The 14949-nt window shown below is 56.6% G+C and carries 7 protein-coding genes and 5 pseudogenes; 9 read left to right on the plus strand and 3 right to left on the minus strand.

The features are described 5' to 3' along the window. Positions 1-139 precede the first annotated feature (139 nt). A complete protein-coding gene (locus ACFPN2_RS21220; protein WP_380600349.1) occupies positions 140-379 on the plus strand; it encodes a hypothetical protein in 240 nt (79 codons plus the stop codon). A 45-nt stretch (positions 380-424) separates the two neighbouring features. Here the strand turns inward: ACFPN2_RS21220 and ACFPN2_RS21225 are convergent. Further along, positions 425-615 (minus strand): annotated as a pseudogene (locus ACFPN2_RS21225) (transposase); the annotation flags it as partial. A 546-nt stretch (positions 616-1161) separates the two neighbouring features. Here ACFPN2_RS21225 and ACFPN2_RS21230 point away from each other — a divergent pair. The 3 genes and pseudogenes from ACFPN2_RS21230 to ACFPN2_RS21240 form a co-directional block, all read left to right on the plus strand. Then, a complete protein-coding gene (locus tag ACFPN2_RS21230; protein ID WP_380600331.1) occupies positions 1162-3198 on the plus strand; it encodes an oxidoreductase in 2037 nt (678 codons plus the stop codon). Continuing rightward, positions 3195-4478 carry a M24 family metallopeptidase gene (locus ACFPN2_RS21235; protein WP_380600333.1) on the plus strand — a complete coding sequence of 428 codons (1284 nt, stop codon included), beginning with the start codon at positions 3195-3197 and terminating at the stop codon, positions 4476-4478. Before ACFPN2_RS21230 ends, ACFPN2_RS21235 begins: the two co-directional genes overlap by 4 nt. A 479-nt stretch (positions 4479-4957) precedes the next feature. After that, positions 4958-5228, plus strand: a pseudogene (locus ACFPN2_RS21240) (transposase); the annotation flags it as partial. A gap of 102 nt (positions 5229-5330) precedes the next feature. Here ACFPN2_RS21240 and ACFPN2_RS21245 read toward each other — a convergent pair. Next, positions 5331-5633 (minus strand): annotated as a pseudogene (locus tag ACFPN2_RS21245) (integrase core domain-containing protein); the annotation flags it as partial. Beyond that, positions 5620-5835 (minus strand): annotated as a pseudogene (locus tag ACFPN2_RS21250) (maturase); the annotation flags it as partial. The pseudogenes ACFPN2_RS21250 and ACFPN2_RS21245, both read right to left, overlap by 14 nt. Before the next feature lie 24 nt (positions 5836-5859). Between ACFPN2_RS21250 and ACFPN2_RS21255 the strand changes: the two are divergent. The 5 genes and pseudogenes from ACFPN2_RS21255 to ACFPN2_RS21275 form a co-directional block, all read left to right on the plus strand. Continuing rightward, entirely contained in the window at positions 5860-7020 is a 1161-nt protein-coding gene (locus ACFPN2_RS21255) for an HNH endonuclease (protein WP_380600335.1), read from the plus strand. Positions 7021-7300: 280 nt separating this feature from the next. Then, positions 7301-7507 carry a hypothetical protein gene (locus ACFPN2_RS21260; protein WP_380600337.1) on the plus strand — a complete coding sequence of 69 codons (207 nt, stop codon included), beginning with the start codon at positions 7301-7303 and terminating at the stop codon, positions 7505-7507. Between the two features lie 3 nt (positions 7508-7510). After that, complete coding sequence (locus ACFPN2_RS21265; RefSeq protein ID WP_380600339.1) at positions 7511-8326, plus strand: group II intron maturase-specific domain-containing protein; 816 nt, start codon at positions 7511-7513, stop codon at positions 8324-8326. A 65-nt stretch (positions 8327-8391) separates the two neighbouring features. Continuing rightward, positions 8392-9371 (plus strand): annotated as a pseudogene (tnpC, locus tag ACFPN2_RS21270) (IS66 family transposase); the annotation flags it as partial. A gap of 727 nt (positions 9372-10098) precedes the next feature. After that, on the plus strand, positions 10099-14949 hold a 4851-nt coding region (locus tag ACFPN2_RS21275; RefSeq protein WP_380600341.1), incomplete at its 3' end, for an amino acid adenylation domain-containing protein.

A 14949-nucleotide genomic window follows, 5' to 3' on the forward strand; every position in this document is an offset into this window, starting at 1 on the left:
TGTTCGAGGACATGGGTAACAGTTAGCCTTGATCGCACGCATGACGTAGGTCAATAGTTGCAACGCATCGGGTACAGAAGAAGACCTGCCATCGAGAACGCCTCGGTGGTAGGTCGCAATGCGGCCGGATAGCCTCGCAATGCCAACTGATGCGGAACTCGCAGTTTTTAAAGCACAGCCCGCCGTGGTCTTGCACCTTTCGCACCTCATCCAGGCCGTACTCGATGACTGGCAGATGCTCGGGGAAGCTACGCGTGCTGGGACGATACCGCTGTGCGGGCACTTGCATCTGCAACGATTCATGCAGGCGCTCGTGATTGTAAATATCGCGCCAGCGATCGAAGTGTCGCTGGCAGTCGTAAGCTTCCCCGTCAAGTAGACATAGGATAGCTAGACTTCCGTTCAACCAACGCTCGCCGATTGATTTTCGGTGCGCCGTACGGAGTGCGGAGCGAGCTCCGTGGATCAGTAACGTGCGCAGGTATGAGTCACCGCGCTTACTAATCCCGAGCAGCTTCGGTTTGCCACCGGTGGAGTACTGCCTGGCACCACCCCCAGCCACGCCGCGAGCTCCCTGCCGTTCTTGAAGTGCTTGCCGTCTCCGATTGAGGCGATAGTCTTGGCTAGAGGTGTGTGCCGTAGGGCGGCGCGACGTGTTGAGCAAAGAGCGTCGTTGCTGATCGCGATTCCGGAGCGTCGCGATGATTGCTGCCGCAATGTCGACGGCATGTCGGCGTCAGAGATGCCTACTGACTAGACTTTATTACTGCAGGTGGATTTTGGCCAACGCGCCTTTGCTGGTCTGTATCTGTGGACATCATCTAAGGTACATGGCACCACGCGCGTCCGTTGTAGCTACGCTGACTGCGCAGGTAGGCAATACATCGCATCGCCAGGCAAGTCAGACACGAGCGAGCACAAACGGCCGCCGCGCGGTGATCAAGTAAGTTTTGATGCCCCCAGTCAGCTAAGCGTCAAGAGAGTCCGCGGCCGTCTCGTCACCTCCTTTAATCTTCCAACGAGCCATTCTAACTGGCTCTTCGGGGATGTACCGAATTGGTCGTCAATGCATGTGCACGTATAGTAACTAGATAGAGCTGTACAGAACTGCTGCGCCTACACACCACAACTGACTCCCGCAGTGCACACGGGCTGGATGCTATGACAGGGGATCCCCTTCTAACTCCGTATCGGCTGAGGCACCTTACGCTTAGGAATCGGATCATGACAACCGCGCATGAGCCGGCCTATCCTGAGGATGGATTCCCCAAAAAACGCTACCGAGCGTATCACGTGGAACGAGCGCGTGCGGGTATTGCAATGACGATGACAGCCGGCTCGGCTACGGTTTCACGTGACAGTCCTCCGGTTTTCAACAACCTGATCTTATACAAAGATGAAGCTGTGCCATGGCTTAGGGATCTTGCATCTGCCTGCCACGAGCATGGGGCAGCTATCATGATTCAGCTCACGCATCTTGGCCGGCGAACTCGTTGGGATAAATCTCATTGGCTTCCAGTAGTCTCGCCCTCCCATCATCGCGAGGCAGCGCATCGTGCCTTTCCCAAGAAAATGGAGGACTGGGATATCGAGCGCATCGTGAAGGATTACGCGGATGCAGCCGAACGAGTGGCGGCAGCCGGGTTCGATGGCCTGGAGTTGCAGGCGTACGGCCATTTGATGGATCAATTCTGGTCGCCGCTGACCAACGAACTGGATGCCCCCTATGGCGGCTCATTGGCGAATCGCCTTCGATTTACGTTTGAAGTCCTGACAGAGATTCGACAACGAGTCGGGCAGGGGTTCATTGTCGGTGTTCGCTACACGGCCGATGAGATGCTTGACGGCGGACTTACCAAGGGTGATGGGATCGACATCTCGCTTCGCCTAAAGGAAAGCGGGCTTGTAGATTTCCTCAATGTGGTGCGTGGCCACATCGACACAGATGCCGGCCTAACGGACGTGATTCCCATTCAGGGCATGCCAAGCGCACCGCACGTGCAGTTTGCGGGGGAAATTCGTGCGGCGACTGGGCTCCCCACATTTCATGCAGGAAGAATCCAAGATGTCGCCACTGCTCGATATGCCGTTGTCGAAGGGAAGCTTGACATGGTAGGGCTAACGCGAGCCCACATGGCCGATCCGCATATCGTGCGGAAGCTCATGCAGGGCCGAGAGGGGGAGATTCGTCCTTGCGTCGGAGCGAATTATTGCCTTGACCGAATCTACCAGGGCGGCTCGGCCTACTGTATCCACAACGCTGCAACGGGCCGTGAACTGGGCATACCTCATGACTTGTCTGTGGCGGAGGTCACGCGCAAGTTCGTCGTGATCGGAGCGGGACCGGCAGGATTAGAGGCTGCACGCGTTGCCGCAGAGCGTGGCCATGAAGTCGTACTGTTCGAAGCAGCGAGCAATCCAGGTGGGCAGGTTCGATTGACTGCAAAGAGTCCTCGTCGTCGAGAAATGATGGGAATCATCGATTGGCGGATCGAGCAATGTGTATCTAAGGGGGTCAGGTTTCGCTTTGATACGTTCGTTGAAGGGGAGGAGGTATTGGATCTGACGCCTGATGTAGTCATCGTGGCAACTGGAGGTATTCCCCACACAGCCGTCCTAACGATGGGAAATGAGCTAGTGGTCTCAGCGTGGGACATCATTTCGGGTACCGTCAGGCTGGGAAAGAACGTCCTCATATTCGACGATGCGGGCGACCATGCGGGTCTACAAGCAGCAGAGTTGATAGCTAGCACTGGAGCCAAGGTGGAGATTATGACACCGGACAGGACGTTCGCACCGGAGGTCATGGCAATGAATCTGGTGCCGTACATGCGAACGCTGCAGACCAAGGACGTTACATTCACTATCGGGCTGCGGTTGAAGCGAGTTGTTCGTGAGGGGGCCAGTCTACTAGCCACGATCGGGAGCGATTATGGTGGCGTTGAACAACCTCGCTACGTTGATCAGGTTGTTGTGAACCATGGAACGATCCCCGTAGATGATGTTTACTTTGCACTGAAGCCGTTCTCGCGCAATCTGGGTGCGGTCAGCCACGGGCAGCTCTTGGACGGTGAGCCGCAGAATATTTCCAAGAACCCTGCCGGGAAGTTTCAATTGTTTCGTATTGGGGACGCAGTTGCGGCGCGCAACACGCACGCGGCGATCTACGATGCATTGAGGCTAGTGAAAGATCTATGAGTGGCATCTTGGAATCAGTTCGAGATCAGTCGGAGTCAGACGTCTCGCAAGGCTCGGTGGGCGTGTCTCCTCTGGGCTTGAACCTCCAGGAGCGCGCCGCGGCGATCGATGAGGAAAGACTGAATCGAGATCGGCTCGCGCGGTTGCGCGTTGAACTGTCCAAACGCGGTTATGCTGGTGCCCTCTTCTCTGATCCAATAAATATCCGCTACGCAACTGGTACTCGAAATATGGCGGTGTGGACCATGCACGCGCCGGGGCGGTACGCATTCGTAGGTACTGATGGTCCCGTGGTGCTCTTCGAGTTTGGAAGTACGCTCCATGTCAGTAGGAATAGTAGCTGCGTTGATGAAATCCGTGTGAGCACACCCTGGTTTCATTTCCTGGCCGGGTGTCGGGTTCAGGAGAAGACGGAAACTTGGGCCACGCAGGTCATTGACCTGTTGGCTGGGTATGATCGGTCGAACCGGCGTCTAGCGGTTGACCGCTGCGAGCCATGGGGGGCTCAGCTGTTGATCGAAGCCGGTATTCAGCTATTCGACGCACAGGAGGCAATCGAGCACGCTCGTACCATTAAGACACCGGACGAAATCCTTTGCATGCAACTATCGGTTGATGTTGCAGACGTTGCGATAGACCGTATGCGCAGAGCGTTGGTTCCAGGCATCACCGAGAATCAGTTGTGGAGCATTCTTCATGAAACTAACATTGCTCATGGCGGCGAGTGGATCGAGTGTCGGCTTCTAGCGTCGGGGGAGCGAACAAATCCTTGGTTCCAAGAGAGCAGTAATCGCTTGATACAGGCAGGCGATATTGTGGCCTTCGATACGGATATGGTCGGGCCGTTTGGCTATTTGGCGGACATTTCACGAAGTTTTGTTTGTCCCGGACGGCGCCCGACCTCTACGCAGCGCCAGCTGTACGAGACGGCGCAGAGGCAGGTGCTAACCAATATGGAGTTGATCAGGCCCGGTATGGAGTTTCGGGAGTTCGCAGCGCGCTGTTGGCCCATGCCGGAAGAGTACATTCCGAACAGGTACATGATGACCGTTCACGGAGCGGGGATGGTCGATGAGTATCCCTCAGTGGCCCTAATGACTGATTGGGAGGAGTGGGGCATAGACGGACGTTTCGAGGAGAACATGGTGGTATGTGTTGAAAGCTTCATTGGCAAACCGGGCGCGAAGGAAGGCGTGAAGCTCGAACAGCAAGCGCTAATAACAAGGAGCGGGGCAGTCCCAATGTCAAGCACCCCCCTCATTGATGCCATTGAAGCGTAAGGTATGATTCTTAGCTATATGGCATCTTCGGGACAGTGCTCTAACGATGGATCGATCCTGCTCAGTATCAATTCGAGCAAAGAATGAGTCGTACTGGCGCGACAACCCTAGCTGTCGACGCTCCTTGTGAGGGGCGCTGTGCCAGAATGAAACCGCGATTCAGTCTGAGCAGGTTGGGCGCCGCTACCTCTCGTCGGTTCTAGGTCCATACAACGTGGATTTCATCGCCACGAGACGGCCACGCGGCCACTGTTCTACATGATCTCAGGGATGCAGGAACGAGCAGCTCTCAGGGTTGGCCGAACGACAGACCGGTGCTTCACTCGGGGCGGGGCTGACGATACCGACAGCCAAACGATCGCATAGCTCTCCGCCGGCACACAAGCCATGTCTCGCGAGGGTAACTGTCTCGACAATGCTGCGGTCGAATCTCTTTGACTAAGCTCACCGTCGCAGTCCTTCAGCATTGAGGATCTACGATGATAAAAAGAACACGGTTCACCGACGAGCAGATCACGTACGCGCTGCGACAGGTGGAGGCCGGCACACCGCTAGCTGATCTGATGTGTGTCGGCCGCTCGGCTGCAGCGAAGCGAGCTTCTACATCTGGAAGAAGCGTACGGCAACTTAGGGATGACGGAGGTCAAAGAGCTCCGGCAGTTGCGCGACGAGAACGCGCGCTTGAAGCGCCTGGTCGCCGATCTCACCCTCGACAAACACATCCTGTCGGAAGTCGTGCGAGAAAAGCTCTGAAGCCGAGCACGAGGGTGTCGTCGCGGTGGAGCGCAGCGATCAGCGCTATTGCTCAGATGGCTTCGAAATCCGCTGTGACAATGGCGAATGGAGTTGCCCCTATAGAACCGGACAGACAGTTTGATTGAATTGGTCCTGTCTGAACTCTTCGGGCGAACGATACTTCAACGCTCGATGCGGATGCACGAGATTGTAGTCGGCGAACCAAGCAGGTAGCTGCTTAAGCACAATCTCGGCCGTAGATACGGCGTGGATAGCCACATAGTCACGCTTGAAGGTCTTCACGAACGACTCGGCTATGCCATTACTCTGTGGTGAGCGATAGGGCGTCCGCCGCGGAATGAGACCGATATCTCGAGCAAACGCCCGAGTCTCATGAGCGATGTAGCCCGAGCCATTGTCGCGACGCGGTGTGACAACCGAGCTTCGGCCGAAAGCCGTGTGAGGCCAGACTGAACTGCGGGTCATAGTACGCTTCCAGAAGGAGGCGGATCACTTCCTGCAGCAGCTTGTCCGACCAACATGGGATGCCAAGCGGTCGCTTCTTCGTCGAGTTTTTCTTCTCGATGTAGACGCGTCGCGCTGGTGTCCATCGGTATTTCTCCAGCAGGGAGCGAGAAAGCTGCGAATGCTCGGCAAGCCGGATGAAGCGAATCAGCTGCGTCGTCAGATGCAGCAGATGCCTTCCCTGGACCCGACCGACTCGGACTATCGCCGACTGCGCTACATCCGTTATGCGGACGACTGGCTGCTCGGTTTTGTTGGGCCACGGAGCGAGGCCGAAGAGATCAAGAGCGAAATCGCAATGTTCCTGCGCGATCACCTCAAGCTGGAACTCTCTGCGACCAAGACGCTCATCACGCATGCACGCTCAGGTGCTGCGCGATTCCTCGGATACGAGATCACAACGCTCCACAACGACCAGAAGCTTGACCGGCGCGGTCACCGTTGCATCAACGGGAACATCGCGCTGAGAGTGCCCTGGGATGTTGTGCTGGCGAAGTGCGCTCGATATCTGCGACACGGCAAACCGATACATCGACCTGAACTGATCCACGACACGCCCTTCAGCATCGTGGCTCAGTATCAGCAGGAATATCGGGGCATCGTGGAGTACTACCGGTTGGCCCTGAACCTTGGTCAGCTCAACCGCCTGAAATGGCTCATGGAACGATCCTTGACCCAAACACTGGCGCATAAACTGCGCATCAGTGTGCGGGCCGTCTATCGTCGATATCGACGCGTTGTTGATACCGACTCAGGATCGTCTCCGGTGCTACAGGTGACTATTGAGCGCCCCGAGAAAAAGAAGCCGCTGGTGGCACGTTGGGGTGGCATCTCACTCGCGCGGAATATCAAAGCGGTACTTAATGACGCGCCCCGGAAAATCTGCGGACCCCGGACGGAACTTGAGCGGCGCCTCTTGGCAAATCAATGTGAGCTTTGCGGCTCCACTGAAAATATCCAAGTCCACCACGTTCGAGCCCTCAAGGATCTGCCGACCAAAGGACGCGCGGAAAAGCCCTTCTGGGTACAGATCATGGCGGCCCGAAAGCGTAAGACGTTAGTGACATGCGCAACATGTCATGACGACATCCACGCCGGACGGAAACTACGAGCTGTCACCGCAGACGGAAAACACTGGAGAGCCGGGTACTCCGAAAGGCGTAAGCCCGGTTCGGGGAGGGGCGGACGGAAAAGTGCCAGCGATGGTAACTCGCCGGCCGCGTACTCTACTTTGTGGCGACTTTCCAGTATCGAGAGGACGTGGACCGTTTTCAAACAATAGTGAGGGAGAGGTTCGCGGAATTTGGACTGGAGCTGGCCGAGGAAAAGACTCGGCACATACTCTTCGGGCGCTTTGCGGCCATCACACGGCAGCGATACGGGCAGGGAAGGCCGGAGACTTTCGAGTTTCTGGCTTCAAACATGTCTCAGGAGTTGATCGCTCCGGACGATATGCTCTGATCCGTATACCCAGCGCGAAGAGTTGTCGGAAGTTCCTTGCCCGCACACGGGAATGGATATTTGAGCACAGACACTGGCGGCGATGGGAGCAACAGCAGCATTTGACGAGGATGTTGCGTGGCTTCTATCAGTACTTCGCGTTACACCACTGCGAGCGAAAGCTCAGTTGGGTGCGGCAGCAGGTACAGCGTCAGTGGATCAGCGCCCTGAATCGTCGCGGTCAACGACGCAAGACGAACTGGACGCGCTTGAAGGATCGCCCGTGGTTCGAGTTGCCGTGGGCTCACAACCTGCACCCGATGGTCTGATCGATGCTCATCTTCGCAAATGTCGTCTGGGGAGCCCGGTGCGGGGAATCTGCACGCCGGGTTCTGCTTGGGGAGACGAGGTCAAGAGGCTACGTCCACTCGGTGAGGCACCGGCGCGAAAGCGCTTCAGGGTGCAAGGCTCCGCACGGGCTACCGTCGTCAAGACTCGTCTCTACCATCCCCTTCGATGAATGGATGAAGATGAATTATCCAAGTGTGCCGTTTGAGCGGTACGCTGACGATATTCTCTGCCATTGTTGGAGTGAGCGCGAGGCTCATTGGTTGCGGCGACGGCTACAAGAGCGGTTCGCCTCGTGTCGGCTGAGGCTGCATCCGCAGAAGACAAAAGTGGTCTACTGCAAGGACAGCAATCGAAGCGGCCTCTATCCGGTCATTTCATTTGACTTCTTGGGTTATACATTTAGACCAAGACTGGTGAAATGGCCACGAGGCACCTACGGGGTATCGTTCCAACCGGCGGCGAGTCAATCGGCGCTGCAGGCGATCCGAAAGAGTGTCCGACTCTGGGGCCTGCAGCGACGCAGCGAGAAAGATCTGGGCGATCTGGCACGGATGTTTAGCCCATACATCCGAGGCTGGGTGAACTACTACAGTCACTTCTACAAGTCGGCCTTGTATCCGACGCTGAAGCTCATTGATGAGCACCTGGTGCTCTGGGTTCAACGAAAGTGCAAACGCCTACGGCAACGGCCGGTTGGCGCGCGTGTGTGGTTGGCCAGTGCGATCAGGCGATACCCAATGCTCTTCCCGCATTGGAAGCTTCTGTATGGCAATGGTCGGATGTTGGGAGCCGGATGAGTCGAGAGGCTCACGTCCGGTTCTGGGAGCGCGCGGCGGTGAAATCCCGCCGCGCGACTCGCTAACCGCTGTACCGACAGAGCCAGATTTATGCACGTTCTGGCGTTGAGCTCGATCGCGCCACGCTCGCGGAGTGGGTCGGATCGGTACGCACGTTAGTGGTACCACTGATCGATTCACTCGGCGAGTACGTGATGGGCGCGCAAACGCTGCACGCCGATGACACACCGTTCCGGTGTTGGCACCTGGCACAGGTAAGACGAAGACCGGGCGACTATGGACGTATGTTCGAGATGATCAGCCTGCCGGCAGCACTGATCCACCCGCCGTGTTGTTTCGTTACACACCTGATCGCAAAGGCGAACGGCCACGGGAACACCTCAAGGAGTTTCGTGGCGTCCTGCAGGCTGATGGCTATGCAGGCTTCCAAGACCTCTACGATCGGCAGCATGAGCCGTTGATCGAAGCGGCATGCTGGGCGCACGCCCGGCGCAAGTTCTTCGATATTCATGCCGCCACTGATTCACCGATCGCGCTCGAAGCACTGGAACGCATCGGCGCGCTGTACAAGATTGAAGCCGAGATTCGTGGCCAGTCTGCCGAGCAACGCCAATTGGTTCGCCACGCGCGGGCGCTACCGCTACTGAATGATCTGCACACCTGGTTGCACGTCACGGTGCGCAAGCTCTCGAGGAAGTCAGCGCTCGCTGGCGCCATCGGCTATTCGCTGTCTCGGTGGAGCTCGCTGATACGTTACTGTGATGACGGCCGACTCGAGATCGACAACAACGCCGCCGAGCGCGCATTGCGAACCGTCGCACTGGGCCGAAAGAATTTCCTGTTCGCCGGGTCTGATGCGGGTGGCGACCGCGCCGCTGCCTTCTACAGCTTGATTGGCACTGAAAAACTAAACGGTTTGGACCCCGAGGCGTACTTGCGCGAAGTCTTCACTCGCATCGCCGATCATCCCGTCAATCGAATCGAGGAGCTTCTTCCTTGGAATTTGGCGACTTCAACGTCGGACGGGATCAAAGCCGCTGCCTAATCGGGCGGAAAACAAGAGGGCCTTCGCCGGACGCTTACACTGAAGCAAGCGATCGCCCGGAACATATCTACCAGCTGCTCGACCCTTGATCGGACGGAGCTTAGCTAACGCAGTTTCCTTTGTCGAAGCAACTCATCGGTGAGCGCGTCGAAGTGCGCTAAGAGGCGCTTCGCGCCGCAAAGGGCATCTTGCGACTCGCTCAGGACTTCAGCCCCGCAAGGCTTGCCGCTGCCTGCGAGCGCGCACTCGTGCTCAGGCCTGCAATCACCGCAGTGTACGTGCCTTCGGAAGTGAATAACCGATGGTACGAGACCCGGCGAATCACACCGCAGACTCAAGGAGTTGTGGGGCGCCACGCAAGCCGACGAACACAATTGGAATCGGGTCAGCGAATCTAATCAAGTTAGTGTCGCAACGCGCAGTATCGACGGATAAGTGAGATCAATCTTTGGCACCTCCGTTCGAAGTAAAGGATTGAGTCCATCGAAGCCGAACTCACGCCTGAGCAGTCAGCCAAGATCGCGACTCCTTATCTCGGAATACTGTTCCAGGCAACCAAGACGCATTTGTGGAAGTGCGGTTTACACAGTGGATCTGCCCCACTCAATGACTGCGGCACTAACGCCCACGGCCGGTTTAAATCGCGGAGTGAACAATGGTAAGTAGTATCCCGAAGGTGGCTGCCCATAGAACTGAAGATGCTATAAATCGACCGAATGAAAGCGGAATGCCGGGCTCTGCGAGTCTGTTAGTCCACCAGATCTTTGAAGAGCAGGTGCGGAAGGCGCCAAATGCGATTGCCGTTGCACACAACGAGTCGCGGCTGACATATGCGCAACTTAATAGCCGCGCCAATCGGGTCGCGCACTATCTGCAGAGGCGTGGCGTTGGGCCGGATCAGGTGGTCGGAATGTGCATCGACCGTTGTCCCGAGATGATCATTGGCTTGCTTGCGATCTTGAAGGCCGGAGGCGCCTACCTTCCACTGGATCCAGCATATCCACTCAAACGATTGCAACACATGCTCGCTGATGCTGCCCCATCGCTCGTGATCGTGGACGAACCACATCAAGAACGACTTCGTGCGGCAGGCGCCGAAGTGCTAGCGCTCAAGGCGATCGTGCGTGAGGCTGAATCGTTCGACGACCGCAACCCGGCTGGAGTGGAGCATGATGGAACGTCGCAGAACTTGGTGTATGTCATCTACACATCCGGATCTACGGGGCGTCCCAAAGGCGTAGCGATGACGCACCATTCGATGGTCAATCTCGTCGAGTGGTGTGGCGCCAATGTGGGTATCGACGTTGGAAGGTCCGTGCTGCAGTTTGCGGCTCTAAGCTTCGATGTGGCTTTCCAGGAGACATTCGCAACACTCTGCAATGGCGGGACGTTGGCGCTTTTGGATGAGTGGACGCGCAAAGATGCGCAAGCCCTGATGGAACTTCTGGAGAAGCTATCGATTCAAACTCTCTTCATTCCGCCGCTCATGCTGCAAAGTCTCGCGCAACACTGCAAGAGCGTCGGTGCCAAGATGCCGTCAGAGCTGAAGGATGTAATCACTGCTGGTGAGCAGTTGCGTATCAGTTCGGAAGTGCTGAGCTTGTTCGTCTCGCTTGGTGGATGCCGCCTACACAATCATTACGGTCCGACAGAAACGCACGTTGTTAGCTCGTTCTCGCTTATGGGGAATCCCGCTGCGTGGCCGACGCTTCCACCTATTGGTCGGCCGATTCCGAACACCGAACTCTATGTTCTCGATGAGCGCCTTCGGCCAGTTTTGGAGGGGGGGGTCGGAGAGATCTACGTTGCCGGTGCCGGGGTTGCGCGAGGTTATCTTCGACAATCAGCATTGACGGCTGAGCGCTTCATCGCCAATCCATACAGTGACGAGGCGACCGGCCGCATGTACAAGACCGGAGATCAGGGACGTTGGCTGCCGGAGGGTACCCTTGAGTATGTTGGGCGCATTGACTCACAAGTGAAGATTCGAGGGTATCGCATCGAGCTTGGCGAGATAGAGGCACAGCTCGCGTACCACCCACATGTAAGAGAAAGTGCGGTCGTCGCACGAGAAAGCGAACTCGGAGAACGGCGCCTCGTCGCATATGTCACGCTACGAGATCAGTGCCATCTGGAGATCGATGAACTCCGGTCTCATCTGAAGTCGGCGCTTCCGGAGTTTATGGTGCCGAGTGCTTTCGCGATCTTGGATCATTTTCCGCTGACTGCAATTGGCAAGCTTGATCGGCAGGCACTACCGTCACCGGACATCGATGCGTTCCGGCGTAGTTACATTCCGCCGCAAGGTAAGGCGGAGCAGACACTGGCGTCGATTTGGCGTGATCTTCTTGGAATCGAACAAGTCGGCCGTGAGGATAACTTCTTCGAATTGGGCGGCCATTCGTTGAAGTTGGTGACCATGATGGAGCGGCTGCGTCAAGTCGGACAGTCCGTCAGCGCGCGTAGCATCTATGAAAAACCTACGCTTGCTAGTCTAGCGCGAGAGCTACTGGAGGAACCGGCAACGAGGTTTGAGGTGCCGCCGAACTTGATCCCGCCTGATTGCTGTGAGATCACGCCGGATATGCTTTCCATGCTGCAGATCGAGGCACTGCACATCGCGCGTATTTCGGCATCGGTACCGGGTGGGGCAAAGAACATCCAGGATATCTATCCCTTGGCCCCATTGCAGGAGGGGGTCTTGTTTCATCACAAGCTCGACGGCCACGCGGGTGACACCTATGTTCTGCCAATGCTATTTGAGGTGTCGTCACGACGCAGAGTTACTGACCTGGTTTGCGCTATACAATCAGTAATTGATCGGCACGATATCTTGCGAACTGCGATTCTGTGGCGCAATCTGCCTCGGCCAGTGCAGGTTGTCTATCGCAAGGCTGAGCTGCCGGTAGAAGAGTTCGTGCTCAAGCTTGATGCCGATCCGCTGGATCAGCTCAATGAGCGAATGAGGCCGGAGTGTCAGCGCCTGGAACTGGCGAAAGCGCCGCTTATGCGGCTCCAGGTCGCCCAGGGTGCGGATGAGCGGTGGTACTGCTTGTTGCAGTTCCACCATTTGATCTGCGATCACGAGTCACTAGAGACAATGATCGCTGAAGTGGGGGCATACGCCGACGGAAAGGCACAGAGCCTTCCTGCTCCTGTACCGTATCGAGTGCATGTCGCACAAGCGTTGGAGAACGTCAGAACCAATGACGCCGAGTCATTCTTCCGCAAGAAGTTGGGCGAGGTTGAAGATTCCACCATAGCATTTGGGCTGTCGGATGTGCGGGGAGATGGCAGTCGAATCGATGAAGCCCGTCGGCTTCTTGATTCGGCGCTGACTCAACGGATTCGAAAGCAAGCGCGCTTGCTAGGAGTTACTCCGGCCATTCTGTTTCACGCGGCTTGGGCGCTTGTGGTGGCGAAAACCAGTGGTCGAGATGACGTCGTATTCGGAACGGTCTTACTTGGACGGTTGCAGGGGGAAGCAGGAGCGCTGCGAACGCTGGGACTGTTCATCAATACGTTGCCGGTCCGCTTCCGGCTGAACGGAGTTACCGCAGGATCGTTGATCGCACAGGTTCATCAGGAATTGGTAGAACTATTAGATCACGAGCAGGCTTCTTTGGCCGCGGCGCAGAGATGCAGCGGGATCGCGGGCTCGGCGCCGTTGTTCAACACATTGTTAAATTACCTCCACAGCACGCTGCATTTGGAGACCGAAAAGACGGACGTTGCGTCAGGTGTCCAGGTCCTAGCAAGTAAGGAATGGACAAATTATCCGATCACGCTGTGTGTGGACGATCAGGGAGAGGGATTCGTCCTGACGGCACAAACAGATCGTAGTGTCGAACCAACTCGAGTGCTTGGGTTTGCAGCCGAGGCTCTGGAATCTTTGGTCGACGCCCTGGAAACGAAGCCGGATGCGCCGGCCCTGTCCCTGTCTATTCTGCCTGAGACCGAATGGAGCCAGGTGATCAGGTCATTCAACGCGACACTCTCGGATGGTCGCCACGAGAAGCTGATCCATGAGCTCTTTCAGGAACAGGCGAGGCGTACGCCAGATGCCCCTGCGGTAGTCCAAGAAGATCGGAGTCTTTCCTTTTCTCAGCTCAACGTAAGAAGCAATCAGTTGGCACGATATCTTAGAGAAATGGGGGTGCGGCCGGATTCCGTAGTAGCGCTCTTCGTGGAGCGGAGCATTGGAATGCTCGTAGGCTTATTTGGGGTGCTCAAGGCGGGTGGAGCGTACCTACCGCTGGATCCGACGAATCCAATCGATCGGGTAGAGCAAGTGCTGAGCGATGCGGCGCCGATGATCGTACTTACGCACGATGCATTGAGACGGAGTCTTGGACGCACGGAGGCGAAAGTGATAGCGCTCGATGCCCATTGGAATGAGATCTCCAAGTGTGATCAAGGCGACCTGGCTTCGCAATTAACAGGATTGACCTCTCGAAATCTGGCATACGTCATCTATACGTCAGGGTCCACCGGAAAGCCGAAGGGCGTGTTAGTCGAGCATCGAAGTGTTGTCAACTACACGGACTATGCGATTGAGAAGTTTGACGTGACGTTCGGTGAGGGGACTTTGATCGCAACGTCCTTGAGCTTCGATCTGGGGCTGACGGGGCTGTACTCAACACTGCTCTGCGGGCGCGCCGTGCGACTGTGCTCTGATCGAGACGGTATCCCGTCGCTCGTCGCTGATGCACGTCGAAGCAAGAATTTGGCGCCGCTCAAGCTTACGCCATCGCATTTGCCACTGTTGGAGCCGTCTCTACGCAGCGGAGATTTGGCGGGGAGCATTCGAGTGTTGGTACTGGGGGGGGAGCCGTTGCATTCCACGGCAGTGCAACTGTGGAGGATGTATGCACCGGGTACACGGATATTCAACCATTACGGTCCCACGGAGGCGACGATCGGCTGCATAGTAAATGAGATCACCAGCGATGAAGCCGGAGCAATACCAATCGGCCGACCAATTTCAAACACCCAGATCTATGTTCTTGATCGCTGCCTGCAGCCAGTTCCTATCGGCGTCGTTGGAGAGATATACATAGGAGGTGTGGGCGTCGCTCGAGGATATCTAAATCGTCCCGGTGCTACATCAGAACGATTCGTGGCGGACCCCTTCAGCTCCAGTGGTGTCCGCCTATATCGGACTGGAGATGTTGGGCGGTGGCGTATAGATGGTGCCATCGAATACGTCGGGCGGATCGATCACCAGGTTAAAGTGCGTGGCTATCGTGTTGAGTTAGGGGAGATCGAGGCGCAGCTCTTGGGAAACCCATGGGTACAGGAAGCGGCAGTGTTGGTACGAGAGGATGTGACGGGCGAGAAACGTCTCGTGGCTTATGTGGTTGGTGCTCACAAGGCCGTGGTTCGAGTGTCTGAGGAAACGCCAGGAAGGCTGCGCAGCGACGTTGTGACGGCATGGGAGTCTGTTCACGAGGAGACCTATCGAACCAATCCGGTGAAGGGTCCGAGCTATATTGGCTGGGACAGTAGTTACACGGGTCAACCGATCCCCGAAGTGCAGATGCAGGAGTGGCTATCCTGCACGGTGGAGAGAATTCGA

This window comes from Steroidobacter flavus, from assembly GCF_042651805.1.
In the GTDB taxonomy this organism is placed as follows: domain Bacteria; phylum Pseudomonadota; class Gammaproteobacteria; order Steroidobacterales; family Steroidobacteraceae; genus Steroidobacter; species Steroidobacter flavus.